This is a genomic window from Nonomuraea sp. SBT364, assembly GCF_001083785.1.
GTDB lineage: Bacteria > Actinomycetota > Actinomycetes > Streptosporangiales > Streptosporangiaceae > Nonomuraea.
Genome location: NZ_LAVL01000028.1, coordinates 57,590 through 76,542 on the forward strand (window position 1 = coordinate 57,590; position 18,953 = coordinate 76,542).

Below are 18,953 nucleotides of genomic sequence, written 5' to 3' on the forward strand. Positions count from 1 at the left end.
CCTCAACGGCGAGGCGGCCCGGGGCGGCGGTCAGCTGAGACTGTCCAGCCAGGCGCGGTGCAGACCGGCGAACCGGCCGGAAGCGGCCACGAGCTGGTCCGGCGCGCCGTCCTCGACGATCTCGCCCCGTTCCATGACCAGCACCCGATCGGCGATCTCCACCGTCGACAGCCGGTGCGCGATGATCAGCGCCGTGCGGTCGGCCAGGATCGTCCGCAACGCCCGCTGGACCAGCCGCTCGCTGGGCACGTCCAGGCTGGAGGTCGCCTCGTCCAGGATGAGCACCGCCGGATCGGCCAGGAACGCCCGCGCGAACGCGACGAGCTGGCGCTGCCCCGCCGACATGCGGCCGCCGCGCTTGCCGACCTCGGTCGCGTACCCGTCGGGCAGCTCCGAGATGAACTCGTGCGCCCCGATCGCCATGGCCGCCTCGCGCGCCTCACGGTCGGACGCGCCGGGCCTGCCGAACCTGATGTTCTCCATCACCGTGCCGGAGAACAGGAAGTTCTCCTGCGTGACCATGACCACGGCCTTGCGCAGCGTCGACTCGTCCAGCGTGCGCAGGTCGGCGCCGTCGAGCAGCACCCGCCCGGCCGTCGGGTCGTAGAAGCGGGAGATCAGCTTGGCCAGCGTGGTCTTGCCGGCCCCGGTCGAGCCGACCAGCGCCACGCTCTGCCCGGCGGGGATCGTCAGGTCGAGGCCGGGCAGGATCGGCATCTCCTCCACGTAGGCGAACCGGACCCCCTCGAACCGCACCTTGCCCCGCGCCTCGGGCAGCGCGTGCGGCTCGCGCGGCTCGGGCACCGACGGCTCCTCCTCCAGCACCCCGGACAGCTTCTCCAGCGCCGCGCTCGCCGACTGCAACGTGTTGTAGAACTGGCTGATCTCCTGCATCGGCTCGTAGAAGCCGCGCAGGTAGAGCAGGAACGCGGTGAGCACGCCGACCGTCACGTCACCGTGGAAGGCCAGGTAGCCGCCGTAGAACAGGACGACCGCCACGGTCACGTTGCCGATCAGCTTGATGCCCGGCATGAAGATCGCGATGAGCTTCATGGCCCGGACGTTCGCCTGCCGGTAGTCGTCGTTGAGCTGCTGGAAGATCTCCTGGTTACGCGGCTCGCGGCGAAACGCCTGCACGGCGCGGATACCGGTCATCGACTCGACGAAGTGCACGATGACCAGCGCCACCGTCTCCCGGGTGCGCCGGTAGACGATCGCCGACTGCCGCCGGAACCACCGGGTGAACAGCAGCAGCAGCGGCAGCGGCACCAGCGCCACCAGGCCGAGGTGCACGTCCAGGATCAGCAGCAGCGCCGCCGTGCCGAACATCGTCAGCACCGCCGTCACCAGCCCGTCGAAGCCCGACTGCAGCAGCTCGGCGATGGCCTCGATGTCGGAGGTGAGCCGGGAGATGACCCGGCCGGAGGTGTACTTCTCGTGGAAGCTCAGCGACAGCCGCTGGAAGTGGTCGAACACCCGGCGGCGCAGCTCCAGCAGGATGTCCTGGCCGATCCCGCCCGACAGCTTGAGGAACCACTGCCGGGTCACCGCCTGCGTGACGGCGGCCGCCAGGATGACGCCCACCACGGTCAGCAGCGTGCCGGGCCCGGTGCCGCGCAGCATCGGCGGGATGCCCGCGTCGATGCCGACCTTCACCAGGTAGGGGATGGCCAGCCCGGCCGCGTTGGACACGACGATCACCGCGGTGAGCAGGGCGATCGCCTTGCGGTGGGGTTTCAGCAGGTCACCGAGCAGCTTGCGGGAGCGTGCCCGCAGCAGCCCGCTGACCTTGTCCGTCAGCTCGTCCTGATCCTCCGAGGAGACCCCTCGCCAGGTCGTCGTGGCGGTCAACGCAGCGCTCCTTCCGAAGGGTCGAGGTCGGCGTCCTGGGCCAGCAGCTCGCGGTATTCGGGCACCTCGTTCAGCAGGTCCTGGTGGCGGCCCACATGCGTGATCGTGCCGCCGGCCAGCAGCGCGACCTTGTCGGCCAGCAGCACCGTGGAGGCGCGGTGGGCCACCACGATGCCGGTCGCCTCGCGCAGCACCTCGCGCAACGCCTCCTCGACCAGCGCCTCGGTCTCCACGTCGAGCGCGGACAGCGTGTCGTCGAGCACCAGGATGCGGGGCTTGCTGAGCACCGCCCGCGCCAGGGCCAGCCGCTGCCGCTGCCCGCCGGACAGCGACAGGCCCTGCTCGCCGATCCGCGTGTCGAGGCCCCACGGCAGGTCGTACACGAACATCGCCTGCGCGGTCCGGATCGCGGCGGCGAGCTCCTCCTCGGTGGCGTCGTGGCGGCCGAGCGTCAGGTTCTCGCGCACGCTCATCGAGAACAGCGTCGGCTCCTCGAACGCGGTGGCCACGATCGAGCGCAGCTCGGGCAGGGCCAGCTCGCGCACGTCGCGGCCGTCGATGGTGACCCGGCCGGCCGTGACGTCGAGCAGCCGCGGCACGAGCGAGGTCAGCGTCGTCTTGCCGGACCCGGTCGCGCCCACGATCGCGACCGTCTCGCCCGGCCGCACCTCCAGATGGACGTCGCGCAGCACCGGCCGGTCCGCGCCGGGGAAGCGGAACTCCACCCCCTCCAGCCGCAGGTGGCCGCGCGGCCGCTCGATCGCGGCCCGGTCGCCGCCCACGATGGCCGGCGGGGTGTCCATGACCTCCAGCACGCGGTCGGCGGCGGTCATCGACTCCTGCGCCATCGCCAGGATGAAGCCGAGGCTCGAGATCGGCCACACCAGCTGCAGCACCAGCGTGGTGAACGCGAGCAGCGCGCCCAGCGTCATCGCCCCCTGGCCCACGGCCAGCGCGCCGAGCAGCAGGACCAGCGCCAGCGTGAAGTTGGGGATCATCTCCAGGAAGGTGAAGAACCGCGCCGACAGCCGCACCTTGCCCATCGAGGTGGCGTGCAGCTTGCGCGCGGCCTCGTCGAACGTCTCGTAGACGTGGTGGCGGCGGCCGAACGCCTTGATCGTCCGGATGCCGATCGCCGACTCCTCGACGAACGTGGCCAGATCGCCCTGCTCGTCCTGCACCTGCCGGGAGATCTTGATGTAGCGCTTCTCGAACCGCATCGACAGGATGACGATCGGCACCACCGAGGCGGCCACGAGCAGCCCCAGCGGCAGGTACATGTTGAGGAGCAGCACGGTGACGACCACGAGCTGCAGGATGTTCATGACCAGGAACAGCATGCCGAAGCCGAGGAACCGGCGGATCGTCGACAGGTCCGTGGTCACCCGCGACAGCAGCTGACCCGACTGCCACTCGCCGTGGAAGCTCATCGGCAGCCGCTGCAGGTGCGCGTACACGTCGTCGCGGATGCTCGTCTCCAGGCCGAGCACCGGCCCGATCTGCGCCCACCGGCGCAGGAACGTGAGAAGCGCTTCGACGACGCCCAGCCCCAGCGCGATCAGCCCGAGCAGGAGCAGCGCGCCGGAGTCGCCGGTGCGCACGGGGCCGTCGACGACCCGCTCGCCGACGAGAGGCAGCGTGATGCCCACACCGATGCCGACGATCGCGGCCAGCCAGATGAAGATCAGTTTGCCGAGGTAGGGGCGGAGATAGTGCCTCATCCGCCACAGGGAGATGGATTCGAGCAGGGGACGGCCAGGAGAGCTCGTATCTGGAGGCATTCCTCCAAGGCTAGTACGGCGGATCAACCGATTTTCCGGGGTGAGGATGTCGTGGCGCGCGTGGCAGGGTGGTGCCATGAACGAGACAGACCTCCGTCACCTGCGCCGATGCGCCGAACTGGCCGCCCGGGCGCTGTCCGAGGGCGACGAGCCGTTCGGCTCGGTGCTCGTCGGGCCCGACGGCGCCGTCCTCTTCGAGGACCACAACCACGTCGTCGCGACCGGCGACCACACCCGTCACCCGGAGTTCGAGATCGCCCGCTGGGCGGCGGCCCACCTGACCCCGCGCGAGCGGGCAGCGGCGACCGTCTACACCTCCGGCGAGCACTGCCCGATGTGCGCGGCCGCGCACGGCTGGGTGGGTCTCGGCCGGATCGTGTACGCGGCCTCGTCGGAGCAGCTCGGGCAGTGGCTCGCCGAGATGGGGCTCGGCGAGCCGCCGGTGCGCCCGCTCCCGGTCCGGGACATCGTCCCGGGTGCGGTGGTCGACGGGCCGGCGCCGGAGCTGGCGGCCGAGATCCGCGCCCTCCACCGCCGCTTCCGCGGCCTCAGTGGATGAACGGGGGCCACGCCCCAGTTCGGTGGCCGGAAGATATTCGTGCCCGGTGAAAATTTGACGCGGCCGCGGATTCGCTCCGAGTTGGCGGGCATTCGGCTGAACGCCGAGGAGTCGCCCGAATTGTTCACTTATTTCGCCATAAGTCGCAAAATGTCATGACCGTGGTGGTGCGATGGCGATTACCTTCGAGCGCAACGGGAGATGTCGGTGCGGTGAGGATATTGTTACAGGCCAGCCATCCTCGGTGAATATCCTCTTTATCGTGAATGTCCTCATAGCGTAGAGGCATGGAGTTGGTGGCAACGATCGCCGGCGTGATCGCTGCTGTGCTCGCGGTGCCCGCCGCCATGATCGCGGTGCCGCCGATGCTGGGGATGTGGCGGGACCGGCGCCGCAGGCGCGCCGCCCTCATGAGAGGCGACTCGGGCGGCCGCTCCGCCACGGGCGCCGGCGCTCCGGACGCCTCCGGGAGCATCGGCTCGGTCGAGGCCCCCATCGGCCGCCTTCCGGAGCTCGTCCGCGGCCGCGAGGACCTGATGGGGAGGCTGCGGCAGGCGGCCGAGGTGCCCGGCGGGCCGGTCCAGGTCCTCGGCGGCATGGGCGGACTCGGCAAGACGACCATCGCCCTGAAGCTCGCCGAGGAACTGCGCGAGAAGCAGCGGGTGGTGTGGTGGGTGGAGGCCACCAGCCGCAGCCAGGTGGAGACGCTGCTGCTCCAGGTGGCACAGGACGATCTCGGGGTGCCGCCGGAGAACGTCCAGGACGCGCTGGCCGGCCGCCGCAACGCCGCCGACGTCTTCTGGGGCGCGGTACGCCGTACCGGCAAGGTCGGCGGGTTCGCCCTGGTCCTGGACAACGCCGACGACCCGCACGCCGTGCTCGCCCCGCCGGGCGGGGCCGCGGGCGAGGGCAACGGGTGGATCCGCACCAGCCCGATGTGCGTGACCGTGGTGACCTCCCGTGACCGGGACCCCAGGACCTGGGGGCCGCTGTGCGAGGTGCACGCCATCGAGCCGATCGACGAGGAGGCCGGGGCCCAGATGCTCCGCGACCTGGCTCCCGGCGTCCCCGACACCGACCACGCCGCCGCCCTGGCCCGCAGGCTGCAGTGCCTCCCGCTGGCGCTGCACCTGGCCGGCACCCTCATCGCCTGGCCGCACAGCGCCTTCCGCACGTTCGCCGCCTACCAGCAGGCGCTCGAAAGCGACATGGTCGGCATCCTGGATCTGCGCCCCGACACCTCCCAGCCGCCGTCGGACAGGCAGGTGGTGGCACGGACCTGGCAGTTGTCGTTGCGCACGCTCCAGGACCAGCAGGTGAAGCAGGCCTCGACCATCGCCCTGGTGATGGCCCAGCTCGCCGACGCGCACGTGATCCCCTCGGGTCTGCTGCACCCGGGCCGGCTCGGGCCCCTCATCGGGGTGACCTCCAACCAGGTCGCCGTCGCGATCGAGGCGCTGACCAGGGTCGGGCTCACCGACCCGACGGCCGACGGCGACATCCCCGGCTTCCGGCTGCACCCGCTGGTGGCCGAGACGCTGCGCGTGGCCAGGCCGTTCCCGCACTTCCGGGTCCTGCCCGTGCGGCAGGACCTCCAGCACCGGGCGTGGGCGATCGCCCTGCACCTGCTGCACGCCGATCTGGGGGAGCTGGATCACGAGCAGCCGTGCGACTGGCCGATGGGAGTCCTGCTCGAACAGCATCTGCGCGCCCTCATCGGCCGCTGCCCCGGCAACCCTCCGCGCGACCTCCTGCGCGGGCTGGCCTCCAGCACGTCGACCGTCGTCGACATCCTGCGCGAGTACGGCTCCTACCCCGACGCCTCACAGCTCGGCGACGAAGCCGTCCGGGTCACCGGGACGCTCTCCGCCCGCGACCCGGCCCTGCTCCAGCTCCGGCACAGCCTGGCCATCCTGCTGCACAAGCGCGGCAGCTTCCGCCAGGCGGAGGACGAGTTGCGCAAGGTCCTGGCCGACCGGCAGCGGGTGCTGGGACCGGATCACCCCGACACGCTGCTCACGCGGCACAACCTCGCCGCCAACCTGCACCGGCAGGGCAATCTCCGCGAGGCGGAGAAGTACTACCGCGAGGTCCTGGCGGACCGCAGGCGCGTGCTCGGCGCCGATCACCCGGACACTCTGCTCACCGGCCACCATCTCGGCCGCGCCCTGCAGTCCCGCGAGGAGTTCAGGAAGGCGGCGGAGTCCTACCGCGACATCCTGGACCACCAGCAGCGTGTCCTCGGCCCGGACCATCCCCAGACCCTGCACACGCGGCACAACCTGGCCACCATCCTCACCGACCTGGAGATGTACGAGGAGGGGGAGACGGCCCTGCGGCAGGTGCTGGCCGACCGGGAACGGGTCCTCGGCGAGGAGCATCCCGACACGCTGCTCACCCGGTACGACCTCGCCACCACCCTGCACAAGCGGGGCCGGTTCGAGGAGGCGAAGTCGGCCTACGAGCAGGTGCTGGCCGACCGGGAACGAGTGCTGGGCCCCGACCATCCCGACACCTCCCTCACCCGGCACGGCCTGGCCCTCGTCCTCATCGACTTCAAGGAATTCCGCGACGATCCGCCCTGATTATGGCCGAGCATTTATGGACGTTAAGGTTGGTCTCCTCAATCAGCCGGGTGTCGGCTAGCATTGCGGATTACACAAGTTCCCGGGGCAGGCACGGGGTGTTGCGCGGTGACATTCCAAGAAGCAGCACGAGAGTGGCCCGCCACCCTCGATGTGCCCCAAATGTTGCAGGATGGCTGGGAGCCTCGGCCTTTCCGGCAATTCCTTCTGAAAGTGCACAGCCGGTGCAATCTGGCCTGCGACTACTGCTACGTCTACACCCTGGCCGACCAGAGCTGGCGATCACGCCCCAAGGTCATGGCGCCCGCGCTCATCACGGCCGCGGCCGCCCGCATCACCGAACACGCCCGGCGCCATCAGGTCGACTCCGTCCGGCTCATCCTGCACGGCGGGGAGCCGCTCCTGGTCGGCCACGCCTACCTGCGCGCGGCCGTGGAGACCATCAGGTCCCAGGCCGGCCCCGGCCTCCGGGTCGACGCGGCGGTGCAGACCAACGGGGTGCTCCTGGACGACGACGCGCTGCGCTGCTTCGCCGACCTCGACGTCAAGGTCGGGGTCAGCCTCGACGGCAGCCCGCGCGGCAACGACCGCAACCGCCGGTTCTCCGACGGCCGCAGCAGCTACGAGCCGGTCGCCAGGGCGCTCCAGCTGCTGATGAGCCCGGCCTTCGAGCATCTCTACAGCGGCCTGCTGTGCACCGTCGACCTGGCCAACCACCCCATCGAGACCTACGAGGCACTGCTGGAGTTCCGGCCGCCGATGATCGACTTCCTGCTGCCGCACGGCACCTGGGACTCCCCGCCGCCCGGCCGCTCCGCCGACCCCAAGAAAACGCCGTACGGCGACTGGCTCGTGGCCGTGTTCGACCGCTGGTACGGCTCCAGCGGCGAGACGGTCGTCCGGCTCTTCGAGGAGATCATCCACATGCTCCTGGGCGGCAAGTCCGCCAGCGAATCGGTGGGCCTGACCCCGACGAGCCTGGTGGTGATCGAGACCGACGGCACGATCGAGCAGACCGACGCGCTCAAGGTGGTGCAGCACGGCGCGCCGGCCACCGGGCTCAACATCGTCGACCATCCCTTCGACCTGGCCCTGGAGCACCCCGGCATGGTGGCCAGGCAGCTGGGCTGGGAGGCGCTGAGCGACACCTGCAAGTCGTGCCGGTTCGGCCGCGTGTGCGGCGCCGGCCTCTACCCGCACCGCTACCGGCCGGGCACCGGGTTCCGCAACCCGTCGGTCTACTGCTACGACCTCTACCGGCTGATCGGGCACATCCATTCGCGTCTCGTCAAAGATCTCCGGCGATCCTCCACCTGAAGGGAACTCCATGGAACCACGGCCTCACCGGTTGCCCGGCGACGTGCTGTCCCTGTTGGCCGCCGGTGGCGGCGGCGCGGAGGCCGTGCGCCACCTCGTCGCGGCCCAGCGCAGCAAGCACCGCTTGCTCGTGCTCGGCGTGGCCCGGCTGGCGAGCGGCGGCGGGCACCCCGGCGCGAAGGCCGTGGACCACGCGTACGACGTGCTCGCGGACGTGGAGAAGAAGCGGCCGGAGGCGGTCGACGCCGTCCTGCGCCATCCGGCTGTCGGCGCCTGGGCCGCGCGCACCGTACACACCCTGACCGGCGACGGCGCGGCCGCGCACGACGCCGCGCAGCTCGGCGGGGTCGCCGCCGCGGCGGCCGTCCGGGCCGGTGTCCCGTGCCGGGTCGAGGCGCCGGCGCCGGCGGGCAGGGTCACCCTGCCCTCGCTCGGGCAGCTCGTCCTTCCCGAGGCCGCAGACCTGGTCGAGCTACGCGTGCACGCCGACGGGGAGGTGACGGCCGGCGGCCGGCGCGTCGCCGCCGGCGAGCGGGAGCAGCCGGGCTGGGAGCCGCTGGCCCGCATCCGCACCGGCGACGGGGCCCTCGGCCTGCTCGTCGACGACCTCGACCCGCACCGGTGGACCAGCGAAACGGTGATCGACGGCCGCCTGTCCGCCGCCGAGCTCCGCGCCTGGCAGGCGTGCCTGGACGCCGCGTGGCGGACGCTGACGCGGCACCACTGGACCATCGCCGCGGAGCTCGGCTCCATCATCTCGGTCCTGACTCCGATCCGGCCCCCCGACCAGGGCATGAACAGCGCCTCGGCGGCCGGCAGGTTCGGCGCGATCGCGATGTCCACCCCGCCCGACGGGCGGTGGCTGGCCTCCACGTTCGCCCACGAGGTGCAGCACGCCAAGCTCGGCGCCGTCCTGGACGTCACGGACCTGCTGGCACCGGACGACGGGCGCTACTACGCGCCGTGGCGGCCCGACCCGCGCCCGCTGTCCGGCCTGATCCAGGGGGCGTACGCGTATCTGGGCGTGTCCGGGTTCTGGCGGCGCCAGCGCGCGCACGAGACGGACCTGCGCCCGCACATCGAGTTCGGCCGGTGGCGGGAGTCGGCCTACGAGGTGACCGGGACGCTGCTCGACAGCGGCCGGCTGAACGCCCCCGGTGAGCGGTTCGTCACCGCGATGCGGCGCACGCTGTCGGCCTGGCTCACCGAACCGGTGCCCGCCGCCGCCCTCGACGCCGCCCGGCGCGAGTCGGACGAGCACCGGGCGGCCTGGCAGGCCAGGAACCGGCAACCTACAGGGTGAGCGGGTCGAAGTCCCAGTTGAAACGCTCGCCGGTGGCTGCGTGGACACGTTCGGGATGGTCCTTGGGGAACGCCGCCCTGTAGTGCGCCTCGGCGACCGCGTAGAGGGCCTCGGCCTCGGCGACGTCGCCCGAGGCGCGCAGGTCGACGGTCAGGTTGACGGCCGCCGACAGCGCGAGCGGATGCCTCTCACCGAAGAATTCCCTGACCTGCTCGTACGTCTGCCTGCCGATCTCGCACGCCCTCGGGCGGTCACCGAGGGCGGCCAGGTCGCCGGCCAGGTTGACGGCGCCGGCGAAGGTGTAACGGTGTCTTTCGCCGAGGGCGTCGCGCAGCCCGTCATGTGCCTGCCGGTCGAGCTCGCCGGCCCGGCGGGCGTCGCCGCGCAGGCGGTAGAGCAGGGCGAGGTTGATCTGGCAGCCGTAGGTGAAGGGGTGCTGCGGGCCGAAGACCTCCTCGTAGCGGGGGAGCACCGCCTTCGCCAGTGCCATCGCCTCCTCGTGACGGCCGGCCTGGCGCAGGGTGTTGCTGAGGGCGACCATGGCGGCCATGGTCTCGGGGTGCTGGTTGCCGAAGAGTTTGACCAGTCTGGCGAAGGTTTCGTCGATCAGTTCGAGTGCGCCGTCGACGTCGCCGATCCGGCGGCGGGCGATGGACAGGTCGCGGGCGGTCATGAGCGTGAGCTGGTGCTCGACCTGGAGCTCGCGGCAGCCGTGGGCGTAGGCCTCCTCGCCGAAGTCGCAGGCCTGCACATGGTCGCCGCACGCGCGGACCACCCGGGCCAGCCCGTTCCAGCACATCTGCACGTCCCACTTGCTGACCCCCTCACGCGCGCTGCTCTGCTCCAGGAAGGCCAGCTGCTGCAGTTCGCGGGCCTGCTCGTACTCGCTGAGCAAGGCGTGGTCCAGCGCGAGGTTGTTGATCACACGTAGGGTGGCCGGGTGGTTGGCCCCGAACTTACGCTCGTGCGCGGCCAGCGAGGCGGTGTCCTGTTCGAAGGCCTCGCGGAACTTGCCCTGGGAGCGCAGGTTGGCGCCGTAGGTGAGGGCGACGCCGAGGGTCTCCTCGTGCTCGTCGCCGAACTCCACGCGCATGAGGTCCAGAGTCTCCTCGTTGAGCCGGCGCGACTCGTCGTAGCGGCCGATCTGCCAGAGCACGATGCCCAGGTGCCTGCGCAGGCGCAGGACCTGCGGATCGGCGATGCCCGACGCTCGTGTCCAGTTGTCGAGGAACTCCTCGGCGAAGGTCTGGGCGGAGTTGTAGCTGGCCACGCGGTAGAGGTAGCGGACGACATTGATGGCGAGCTCCTGCACCGCATCGTCGCCGCACCGCGCCAGCCCCGCCGGACGCACGTGCGGGACCAGGTCGGAGAAGGCCGGCCAGTATGTGGTGTCCTCGGGTTTGGTCGGCGCGCCGCTCGCCAGCACCTGGTGCACCTCGTGCCTGATGGCCGCGCGCTCGCTCTCTCCGAGCGAGTCGCGCAGCAGCGCCTGGACGAGCCGGTGGACCTGCACGGTGCCGGCCTCGGCCTCGATCTTCACCAGGGCGAACCGGTTGAGCTCGGCGAAGGCCCTGCTGAGCACGAGTGGGTTGGCCAGGATCGGGCCCATCCGCTGGGTGCCCGCCTTGTTGCCGCGCCGGAACACCTCGCGGGGGATGGGGTCGGGGCCGAAGAAGGCCAGGCAGCGCAGCACCTCGGCGGCCTCGGGCAGCCGGTTCTCGATCTCCTGGACGGACAGTTGCCAGGCCGCGGTCATCGACAGCGGGTATTCGGTCGACTTGCCGAGGGCGAGCACTTCCCGGGCTCGCTCCGACAGCTGCTCGATGTACTCGTCGGTGGTCATGCCGGTCATGACTTGGAGGGCCGCCGCCTGTTCCAGGGCGAGAGGGAGGTCGCCGAGCTCGGAGGCCAGGTGCCCGGCTTCGCGCTCCTCGATCTTCCGTTGGAGTCGTTTGCGCAGGAAGTCGACGCTTTCGGCGCGGGAGAACACGTCGACGGGCACGGTTTCGGCGACGCCGCTCCAGCGGCTGTTGCGGGAGGTGATCAGGACGTGGCCGGGGCCTCCTTCGGGGATGAGGTCGCGGATCTCCTCGGGCTCGTCGGCATTGTCGAAGATCAGTAACCACTTCTCGACGGGGTCGCCGCGCTGGAGCGCGTCGCGCACGGAGGCGGCCGCCTCGTCGATGCCGACACTGCTGGCGGGGCGCAGCTTCAGATCGTCGGTGAGCGCCGCGAGGGTGCTGGGCACGAGCATCGGCTGGTCGGCCGGCACCCACCAGATCAGGTCGTAGAAACCGCGATAGCGCCACGCGTACTCGATCGCGAGCTGGGTCTTGCCCACGCCGCCGAGCCCTTGCAGGGCCTGAGGAAGGGGGACGACGGCCGCTTTGGTGGACGTCGTGATGCTTTCCCGCAGCTGGCTGAGGAGTTTCTCGCGCCCGGTGAAATTCTTGTTGCGGCCGGGAATCTTCTTGCCCCAGATTGCGGGCATCCGCGCCGGTTCCTGCGTGCTGACCTGCTCGTCCACGGTGCCTCAGCCCCTCTCGTCGGCCTTATTTTCGACCCTACGATTGATTCTGGCGAGCGGCGGTCACAGAATCACATATAGCAAAGCAGGGGAGCGCCCGCGCCACAATTCATCGCATTTGCGGGTGGCCGTAATCAGCTTCGAGGAGGGCCGTATGGAGGACACGAACGGGACCGGGCTCATCGATGTCGGAGACATCGATCTGGAAGACCTCAAGAGGCTCCAGAATCCGGCCCTCACCCGGGCATGGCAGCGCTGCGCCGACGACGGGGGCGGCACGGTGGCCGGCTTCCAGTCGGCGGTGTGAGCCCCGGACCACCCGTGGACGATCCGGGGCTGCCGCGCGCCCGCCGGCTCAGCCTGTCGAGCCGAGGGCGATCGTGTCGGCGACTTCGGTGTGCCGTTCGGATTCCTCCTCGGCGAAGCGCGCCTCGTCCAGCTTCTCGGCGATCTCCTCGTCCTGTTTCATCAGCGCCTCCAGCGACTGGCCCGCCATCTCCAGCACGCCCATGTCCGCGTACGCCTGCTGCAGCCGCGGGCTCCACAGCCCGATGTCCTTGACGCACGGCACGATGCGGCTGAACAGCAGTGACCTGAACAGGCGCAGGTACTCCGACTCGTCCACCGCCTGCATGGCCTCGTCCACCTCGGCCTTCGTCAGGCCGAGGTTCTCCCATGTCTCCCTGCCGCGCAGCCGGTCACGCATGAGGTAGCAGCCCTCGATGACGAAGTCCTCGCGCTCGCGCAGTTCGGTCTCCGACAGTTCCTTGTAGTAGTCGCGCAGGGCCATCCGGCCGAAGGCGACGTGCCTGGCCTCGTCCTGCATGACGTAGGCGAGGATCTGCTTGGGGAGCGGCTTGGTGGTGATGTCGCGCATGACGCCGAACGCCGCCAGCGCCAGGCCCTCGATCAGCACCTGCATGCCCAGGTACGGCATGTCCCAGCGGGAGTCGGTCAGCGTGCTGTCCAGCAGCGCCTTGAGGTGTTCGTTGATCGGGTAGGCGAGGCCGACCTTCTCCTGCAGGAACCGGGCGTAGGTCTCGGCGTGGCGGGCCTCGTCCATCGTCTGGGTGGCGGCGTAGAACTTGGAGTCGAGGTCGGGCACCGACTCGACGATCCTGGCCGAGCAGATCATCGCGCCCTGCTCCCCGTGCAGGAACTGGGAGAACTGCCAGGCCGCGCCGTGCAGCCGGACGTCCTTGCGCTGCCGTTCGTCCATCCGCTCCCACAGCGGGGTGCCGTGGATGGCGATGGTGGTGTCCGGGATGCCGAGCACGTCGTACGGGTCCACCTCCAGGCCCCAGTCGATGCGCCGGACCGAGTCCCACTGCTTGTCCTTGCCCTTCTGGTACAGGGCCAGCATCCTGTCGCGGCCGTCGTCGTACTCCCAGGTGAACTTGCTGGTTCCGGCCATGTCCACGTTCCACGTGGAGAGCCCGGCGGGGATGGTGTAGAGATCGTGGGTCGACATGGGACCTCCGGGGGGTCACGTACGCCGTACGTCCGTAATCGGAGCTTGCACGTACGGTGTACGCGCGTCAATAGAATGAGCTATGACCACCGAGCCCCTGTCCAGGGCGCGCATCGTGGCCGCGGCCATCGCCCTGATCGAGCGCGAGGGCGCCGACGCGGTCTCCATGCGGCGCATCGCGGCCGAGCTGGGCGTCGGCGTGATGTCCCTCTACAACCACGTGCCCAACAAGGACGCGCTGCTCAGCGGCGTGGCCGAGGCCGTGCTGAGCGGGATCGAGTTCACCGACGACCCCGGCGCCCACTGGACCGACCGGGTGCGGATGCAGGCCCGGGCCTTCCGGCAGATCGCGCACCACTATCCCCGCTGCACCATGCTCGTCGTCAGCCGGCAGCTCCACTCGCCCGCCGGGATGCTGCCGGTGGAGCGGGCGCTGGCCACGCTGCGCAGCGCGGGGTTCGACGGGGTCGACGCGGTGCGGGTGGTGCGGCTGTTCATCGCGTTCATCGTCGGGTCGCTGCTGCGGGAGGTCGGGGTGACGCCCACGTTCGCGCCGCCGCAGGACGCCAGGGCGGCCGTTCCCGACGGGGTGGACCCGGCGCTGTTCCCCGAGGTGCACGGGCTGTCGGCGCTGCTGGGCAGTTGCGATCACGAGGCCGAGTTCGAGTTCGGCGTCGAGATGCTGATCCAGGCCATCGCGGTGCACCCGGCGCGGCGGGAGGGCACCCGCTGAGTGGCGGATGCCCTCCGGAAAGCCGGCGTCAGTACCAGTTGTGCGACCTGAAGTGCCCCCAGGCGCCGCACGGCTTGCCGTACCTTCCCTTGATGTAGGCCAGGCCCCACCGGATCTGGGTCTCCGGGTTGTGCCGCCAGTCCCTGCCCGCTCCCCGCATCTTTCCTGCGGGGAGCGCCTGCGGGATGCCGTAGGCGCCTGACGATGAGTTGTGTGCGCGGTGATTCCAGTTGCTCTCCCTGGTCCACAGGTTGTCCAGGCAGTGGAACTCACGCAGCGGCCACGACCGCTGCACCACCTGGTTCAGGGCGAACCCCTTGCTCCTGCTCTTGGCGTCCCCGGCGGCGACCTTCGGCTTGGCGGAGGTCCGCCAGACGCCGGTCTTGACCACCGGGGCGTCTCCCGTCTCCGCCCAGGCGGTCGTCACCGTACCGCTGAACGCGGTGATGCCGGCGACGGCGACGAGAGTGATCCGTAGTGTGCGCTTGCTGTCCAATTTCGTCCTCGCGGTCGGGTCGCGTGCGGACGGGCGCTCTCGCTTCCCCGGCGCCCCTGCCGGCCCGCGTCCGTGGCTCGCACGCGGAGGGTCCGCGTGGCCCTCCGGGATCCTTTGGTCCGCCCGATCGTGCTGGACGGCCCGGAGGGCGCCACGACATGTCCTCTCAGCCGGTTGTAGTACGCGGCCCGGCCGGGCTCCGGGACCTGGGACACGCCCCGGACAGGTGTTTGCCGCACGGTGGCCGACAAAGAGCGCTCCCGTTGGGCCGGGTTGGCGCGGCCCGGCGCGCGGATGGCCCGCGCTTGCCGCGAAACGGGCCCGGGCCTGGGGTTTGAACCGCTCCCGAAGGTGGGATGGCGAGTAGGGTCGGGCGCATGAGTGTTCGAGACATCCCGGTTCGCACCTTGGCGGACGTGCCCACGACCCTCGCCGGCCTGGCCGGCGACAACGCCCTGCTCATCGTGAACGTGGCCTCCCGGTGCGGGCTGACCCCGCAGTACGCCGGCCTGGTCGAGCTTCACCGGCAGTACGGGCCGCGCGGGTTCAGCGTGGTGGGCGTGCCGTGCAACCAGTTCATGGGGCAGGAGCCGGGCAGCGCCGAGGAGATCCAGGAGTTCTGCTCGGCCACCTACGGCGTCGACTTCCCGCTGCTGGAGAAGGCCGAGGTCAACGGTCCCGGCAGGCATCCGCTCTACGAGCGGCTGGCGGACGTCCCGGACGCCGACGGCCAGGCCGGCGACGTGCAGTGGAACTTCGAGAAGTTCCTCGTGGCCCGCGACGGCACGGTGGCGGCCCGCTTCCGCCCCGGCACCACCCCGGACGACCCCGCGATCGCCACGGCCATCGAGAAGCTGTTGTAGGGCTCAGCGGTGCGGGCCGCAGCTGCCCCGGACGATGAGCTCGGTCGGCAGCACCACCGTGCGCGGCCGCCGGGCGCCGGTGCGCAGCACCAGCTCGGCGGCGCGGTAGCCGATGTCGCGGCCGGGCTGGGCGATCACGGTCAGCGGCGGCGAGCACAGCTCGGCCCACGGCACGTCGTCGTACATGACCAGCGACACGTCGCGGGGCACCCGCAGGTCCAGCTCGCGGGCGGCCAGGACGGCCGCCTCGCCGAGGACGTTGCCGGCGGCCACCACCGCCGACAGGTCGGGGCGGCTCTGGAACAGGCCGGAGGCCGCGGCGTAGGCGGCGTCGCGGCTGCCGGTCGCGAAGACGACCAGTTCCTCGTCCACCGGGTCGCCGACCGCCTCGCGGAAGGCGGCCACCCGCCGGTCGTGGCCGGGACCGCCGAGGAAGGCGATGCGCCGGTGGCCCAGCCCCCGCAGGTAGCGGACCGCCGTACGGATGCCCGCGCGGTCGTCGGCCAGGACGGCGGGGACGTCGACGGGGCGGGCGGCCGGCTCGGCCGCGGCGGGCAGGCCGTCCAGGAGCATGAGGTCGCGGACGCCGGTGGAGCCGGCCGGCTCGGCGGCGTCGGCGGGCAGCCGGTCGGCGAAGACGACCGCCATGCCCGCGCGGATCGCCGGCCGCCAGGTGTCGGCGCCGCCCGACGGCACCGCGATCACCCGGTCGACGCCCTGTTCCAGCAGCATGCCGATCATCTCGGACTCCTGCTCGGGGTCGTCGGCGGTGGAGGCGAGCAGGACGGGCTCGCCGGCCGAGCGGCCGCAGGCCAGCACGCCCTCGGCGAGCTGGCCGAAGAACGTGTCGGTGAGGTCGGGCACCAGCAGCCCCATGCCGCCGGTGCGGCGCTGGCGCAGGTTGCGGCCGAGCGCGCTGGGGCGGTAGTCGAGCTGGGCGGCCACCGCGAGCACCCGTTCGCGGGTGCGCGGGCTGGCCGAACCGCCGGACAGCACCCGCGACACGGTGGCCACGCCGACGCCCGCAGCCTCGGCCACGTCCTTGATCGTCGCCCGCTTCTCCATGGAAACGATTCCATCATGCTTTCCGGAATCGGGATAGTCTTCGGGGAAGACAAAGGCTGGTCACACGCTAACCCTTGACACGGATGTCCGTTTCGGGTGAGATGCTTGAAAACGTATCCACGAAAGTGGAAACTCCGCACAACATCGGGGTCAAGCCCTGGAGCGCGAAGGACAGTCATGGCATCCATCGTTCTGACCAACGTCGACAAGATCTACGCCGGTGGCGTAAAGGCCGTGAACGGGCTCAACCTTGAGATCAAGGATGGCGAGTTCATGGTGCTGGTCGGCCCCTCCGGTTGCGGTAAGTCGACCGCGCTCCGGATGATCGCCGGCCTGGAGGACATCAGCGGCGGCGAGATCGCCATCGGCGAGAAGGTGGTCAACCACCTGCCGCCGAAGGACCGCGACATCGCGATGGTGTTCCAGAACTACGCGCTCTACCCGCACATGACGGTCGAGGAGAACCTCGCCTTCGGCCTCAAGCTCCGCAAGATGCCCAAGGCCGAGATCGCGCAGCGCGTCAACGACGCCGCCAAGATGCTGGGCCTGGAGACCTACCTCAAGCGCAAGCCGGCCGCCCTGTCCGGTGGTCAGCGCCAGCGTGTCGCCATGGGCCGCGCCATCGTCCGTGAGCCGCAGGCCTTCCTCATGGACGAGCCGCTGTCCAACCTGGACGCCAAGCTCCGCGTGTCCATGCGCGCCTCGCTCAACCAGATGCACGAGCGCCTCGGCGTCACCACCGTCTACGTCACGCACGACCAGGTCGAGGCCATGACCCTCGGCGACCGCGTCTGCGTGCTCCGCGACGGTCTGCTGCAGCAGGTCGACACGCCGCAGAACCTGTTCGACAAGCCGGTCAACCTGTTCGTCGCCGGCTTCATGGGCTCGCCGTCGATGAACTTCGTCACCGCCGAGCTGGTCCGCGACGGCGGCGCCGCCGTCTCCTTCGCCGGCATCAAGCTGCCGATCCCCGACTCCACGTTCACCGACAAGCCGGGCCTCGACCAGTACATCGGCAAGAAGATCATCCTCGGCATCCGCCCGTCGGACTTCGAGGACGCCGCCTCCGCCGGCAGCCACGCCGATGGCTGGGCCACGCTGCCCGTCAAGGCGGAGGTCACCGAGGAGCTCGGCTCCGAGATCAACGTGCTGTTCTTCATCGACGCCCCGCCGGTCGAGCACAAGGACACCGTCGCCGCCGCCGACGCGGGCGACGAGGACGAGGCCACGCTGCCGCTGGCGGGCGACAAGTCGCTGTGGACCGCCCGGGTCAACGCCCGCAGCCACGCCCGTCCCGGCCAGAACATCGACCTGGTCCTCGACGCGCACAACCTGCACTACTTCGACCCGACCTCCGGCCTGGCGATCGGCCACGAGGCCAACATCGGCCGCTGACCCTTCCGAACCACCGGTTCCCGGCCGCGAGCCCCGCTCGCGGCCGTCACGGGCCCTCACCGCGACCCCCTCCCGCGGCGAGGGCCCGCCTTACTTGGGTACGGCTAGCGCGCGGGTACGGGTGCTGTGCGGGTACGGGACTCCCGCGGCTACGGGCCGGTCGGTGCGGGGGACGCGGGCGGCGGCGTTCGCGGCGGGGTGGGTCAGCGGCCGATCCTGGCGGAGATCCGGGAGGCGAGGCCGTGGGGGACGAGCCTGCCGACGTTCAGGATGACCTTGTAGCGCAGCGACGGCACCGAGACCCGCTTGCCGAGCGCCAGGTCGCGCATCGCCGTACGGGCCACGTCGTCGGCCTTGAGCCACAGGATGCCCGGCGTGCCGGACATGTCCATGGAGGCGCGCTGATGGAACTCGGTGCGCACGAACCCCGGGCACAGCGCCATCACCTTGACGCGCGCGCTGCCCGCCTCGGCCGCCGCCGACTCGCTGAAGTTGACCACCCACGCCTTGCTCGCGCTGTAGGTGCCCCGGGTGAAGTACGCGGCCACCGACGCCACGTTGATCACCCCACCCCGGTCGCGCTCCCGCATCCCGGGCAGCGCGGCCAGCGTGAGCCGCAGCACCGCCTCGCAGTGGACCTTGAGCATGACCAGCTCGTCCTCGACCGGCGTCTGCAGGAACGCGCCCTTGTGGCCGAAGCCGGCGTTGTTGACCAGCAGGTCGACGCCCTCCCGGCAGCGGGCCTCGACGCGCGCCAGGCCCTCCTCGGTGCCCAGGTCGGCGGGCAGCAGGTCCACCGGCACGCCGTAACGCAGCCGGAGCCGCCCGGCCTCCTCGGCCAGCCTGCTCTCGTCGCGAGCCACCAGGACCAGCGAGAAGCCGTCGGCGGCCAGCCGCCGGGCGAAGGCGGCGCCGATACCGGCGGTGGCGCCCGGCTGTCTCTTATACACATCTGGCGCTGCCGACGAAGAGGGTAAGGGAGGTCTAGGAGGGCTCTGTGTCTGTTA

The 18,953-nt window shown here is 70.8% G+C and carries 15 protein-coding genes; 8 read left to right on the plus strand and 7 right to left on the minus strand.

Going from position 1 to position 18,953, the window contains the following annotated elements:
• Nucleotides 1–30: 30 nt before the first annotated feature.
• Together ADY59_RS16015 and ADY59_RS16020 are read right to left on the minus strand one after the other, a co-directional pair.
• Nucleotides 31–1,851 carry an ABC transporter ATP-binding protein gene (locus tag ADY59_RS16015; RefSeq protein ID WP_053174802.1) on the minus strand — a complete coding sequence of 607 codons (1,821 nt, stop codon included), beginning with the start codon at nt 1,849–1,851 and terminating at the stop codon, nt 31–33.
• Nucleotides 1,848–3,572: an ABC transporter ATP-binding protein gene (locus tag ADY59_RS16020; RefSeq protein ID WP_156325533.1), complete on the minus strand. Its 1,725-nt coding sequence runs from the start codon at nt 3,570–3,572 to the stop codon at nt 1,848–1,850. The genes ADY59_RS16015 and ADY59_RS16020 overlap by 4 nt, the downstream gene beginning before the upstream one ends.
• Before the next feature lie 136 nt (nt 3,573–3,708).
• On the opposite strand from ADY59_RS16020, the gene ADY59_RS16025 reads away from it, so the two are divergent.
• From ADY59_RS16025 to ADY59_RS16040, 4 genes are all read left to right on the plus strand, one after another.
• A complete protein-coding gene (locus ADY59_RS16025; RefSeq protein WP_049562901.1) occupies nt 3,709–4,191 on the plus strand; it encodes a nucleoside deaminase in 483 nt (160 codons plus the stop codon).
• Between the two features lie 287 nt (nt 4,192–4,478).
• Nucleotides 4,479–6,776 (plus strand): tetratricopeptide repeat protein, encoded by a 2,298-nt coding sequence (locus tag ADY59_RS16030; protein ID WP_049562904.1) that lies wholly within the window; start codon nt 4,479–4,481, stop codon nt 6,774–6,776.
• A gap of 162 nt (nt 6,777–6,938) precedes the next feature.
• Complete coding sequence (locus tag ADY59_RS16035) at nt 6,939–8,093, plus strand: FxsB family cyclophane-forming radical SAM/SPASM peptide maturase (RefSeq protein ID WP_049562905.1); 1,155 nt, start codon at nt 6,939–6,941, stop codon at nt 8,091–8,093.
• A 10-nt stretch (nt 8,094–8,103) separates the two neighbouring features.
• Nucleotides 8,104–9,396 carry an HEXXH motif domain-containing protein gene (locus ADY59_RS16040; protein ID WP_063780672.1) on the plus strand — a complete coding sequence of 431 codons (1,293 nt, stop codon included), beginning with the start codon at nt 8,104–8,106 and terminating at the stop codon, nt 9,394–9,396.
• Here the strand turns inward: ADY59_RS16040 and fxsT are convergent.
• On the minus strand, nt 9,386–11,923 hold the full coding sequence (gene fxsT, locus ADY59_RS16045) for an FxSxx-COOH system tetratricopeptide repeat protein (RefSeq protein ID WP_049562908.1): 2,538 nt from the start codon (nt 11,921–11,923) through the stop codon (nt 9,386–9,388). The two genes, ADY59_RS16040 and fxsT, sit on opposite strands and share 11 nt — an antisense overlap.
• Nucleotides 11,924–12,077: 154 nt before the next feature.
• On the opposite strand from fxsT, the gene fxsA reads away from it, so the two are divergent.
• On the plus strand, nt 12,078–12,230 hold the full coding sequence (gene fxsA, locus ADY59_RS16050) for an FxSxx-COOH cyclophane-containing RiPP peptide (RefSeq protein WP_156325534.1): 153 nt from the start codon (nt 12,078–12,080) through the stop codon (nt 12,228–12,230).
• Nucleotides 12,231–12,278: 48 nt separating this feature from the next.
• Here the strand turns inward: fxsA and ADY59_RS16055 are convergent, their stop codons facing one another.
• The gene (locus ADY59_RS16055; RefSeq protein ID WP_049562910.1) at nt 12,279–13,394 is read right to left on the minus strand and encodes a ferritin-like domain-containing protein; all 1,116 of its coding nucleotides are present in this window, start codon (nt 13,392–13,394) and stop codon (nt 12,279–12,281) included.
• A gap of 82 nt (nt 13,395–13,476) precedes the next feature.
• Between ADY59_RS16055 and ADY59_RS16060 the strand changes: the two genes are divergently transcribed.
• Nucleotides 13,477–14,127: a TetR/AcrR family transcriptional regulator gene (locus ADY59_RS16060; RefSeq protein ID WP_049562911.1), complete on the plus strand. Its 651-nt coding sequence runs from the start codon at nt 13,477–13,479 to the stop codon at nt 14,125–14,127.
• 28 nt (nt 14,128–14,155) lie between these two features.
• Here ADY59_RS16060 and ADY59_RS16065 read toward each other — a convergent pair whose 3' ends face one another.
• Entirely contained in the window at nt 14,156–14,623 is a 468-nt protein-coding gene (locus ADY59_RS16065; RefSeq protein WP_231618741.1) for a transglycosylase SLT domain-containing protein, read from the minus strand.
• Nucleotides 14,624–15,000: 377 nt separating this feature from the next.
• On the opposite strand from ADY59_RS16065, the gene ADY59_RS16070 reads away from it, so the two are divergent.
• Entirely contained in the window at nt 15,001–15,486 is a 486-nt protein-coding gene (locus tag ADY59_RS16070) for a glutathione peroxidase (RefSeq protein ID WP_049562913.1), read from the plus strand.
• 3 nt (nt 15,487–15,489) lie between these two features.
• Here the strand turns inward: ADY59_RS16070 and ADY59_RS16075 are convergent, their stop codons facing one another.
• The gene (locus ADY59_RS16075) at nt 15,490–16,551 is read right to left on the minus strand and encodes a LacI family DNA-binding transcriptional regulator (protein ID WP_049562915.1); all 1,062 of its coding nucleotides are present in this window, start codon (nt 16,549–16,551) and stop codon (nt 15,490–15,492) included.
• 177 nt (nt 16,552–16,728) lie between these two features.
• On the opposite strand from ADY59_RS16075, the gene ADY59_RS16080 reads away from it, so the two are divergent.
• Nucleotides 16,729–17,946: an ABC transporter ATP-binding protein gene (locus ADY59_RS16080; protein WP_049562917.1), complete on the plus strand. Its 1,218-nt coding sequence runs from the start codon at nt 16,729–16,731 to the stop codon at nt 17,944–17,946.
• Nucleotides 17,947–18,149: 203 nt separating this feature from the next.
• On the opposite strand, the gene ADY59_RS16085 is transcribed toward ADY59_RS16080, so the two are convergent.
• Nucleotides 18,150–18,896 carry an SDR family NAD(P)-dependent oxidoreductase gene (locus tag ADY59_RS16085; RefSeq protein ID WP_049562918.1) on the minus strand — a complete coding sequence of 249 codons (747 nt, stop codon included), beginning with the start codon at nt 18,894–18,896 and terminating at the stop codon, nt 18,150–18,152.
• Nucleotides 18,897–18,953: the final 57 nt, after the last annotated feature.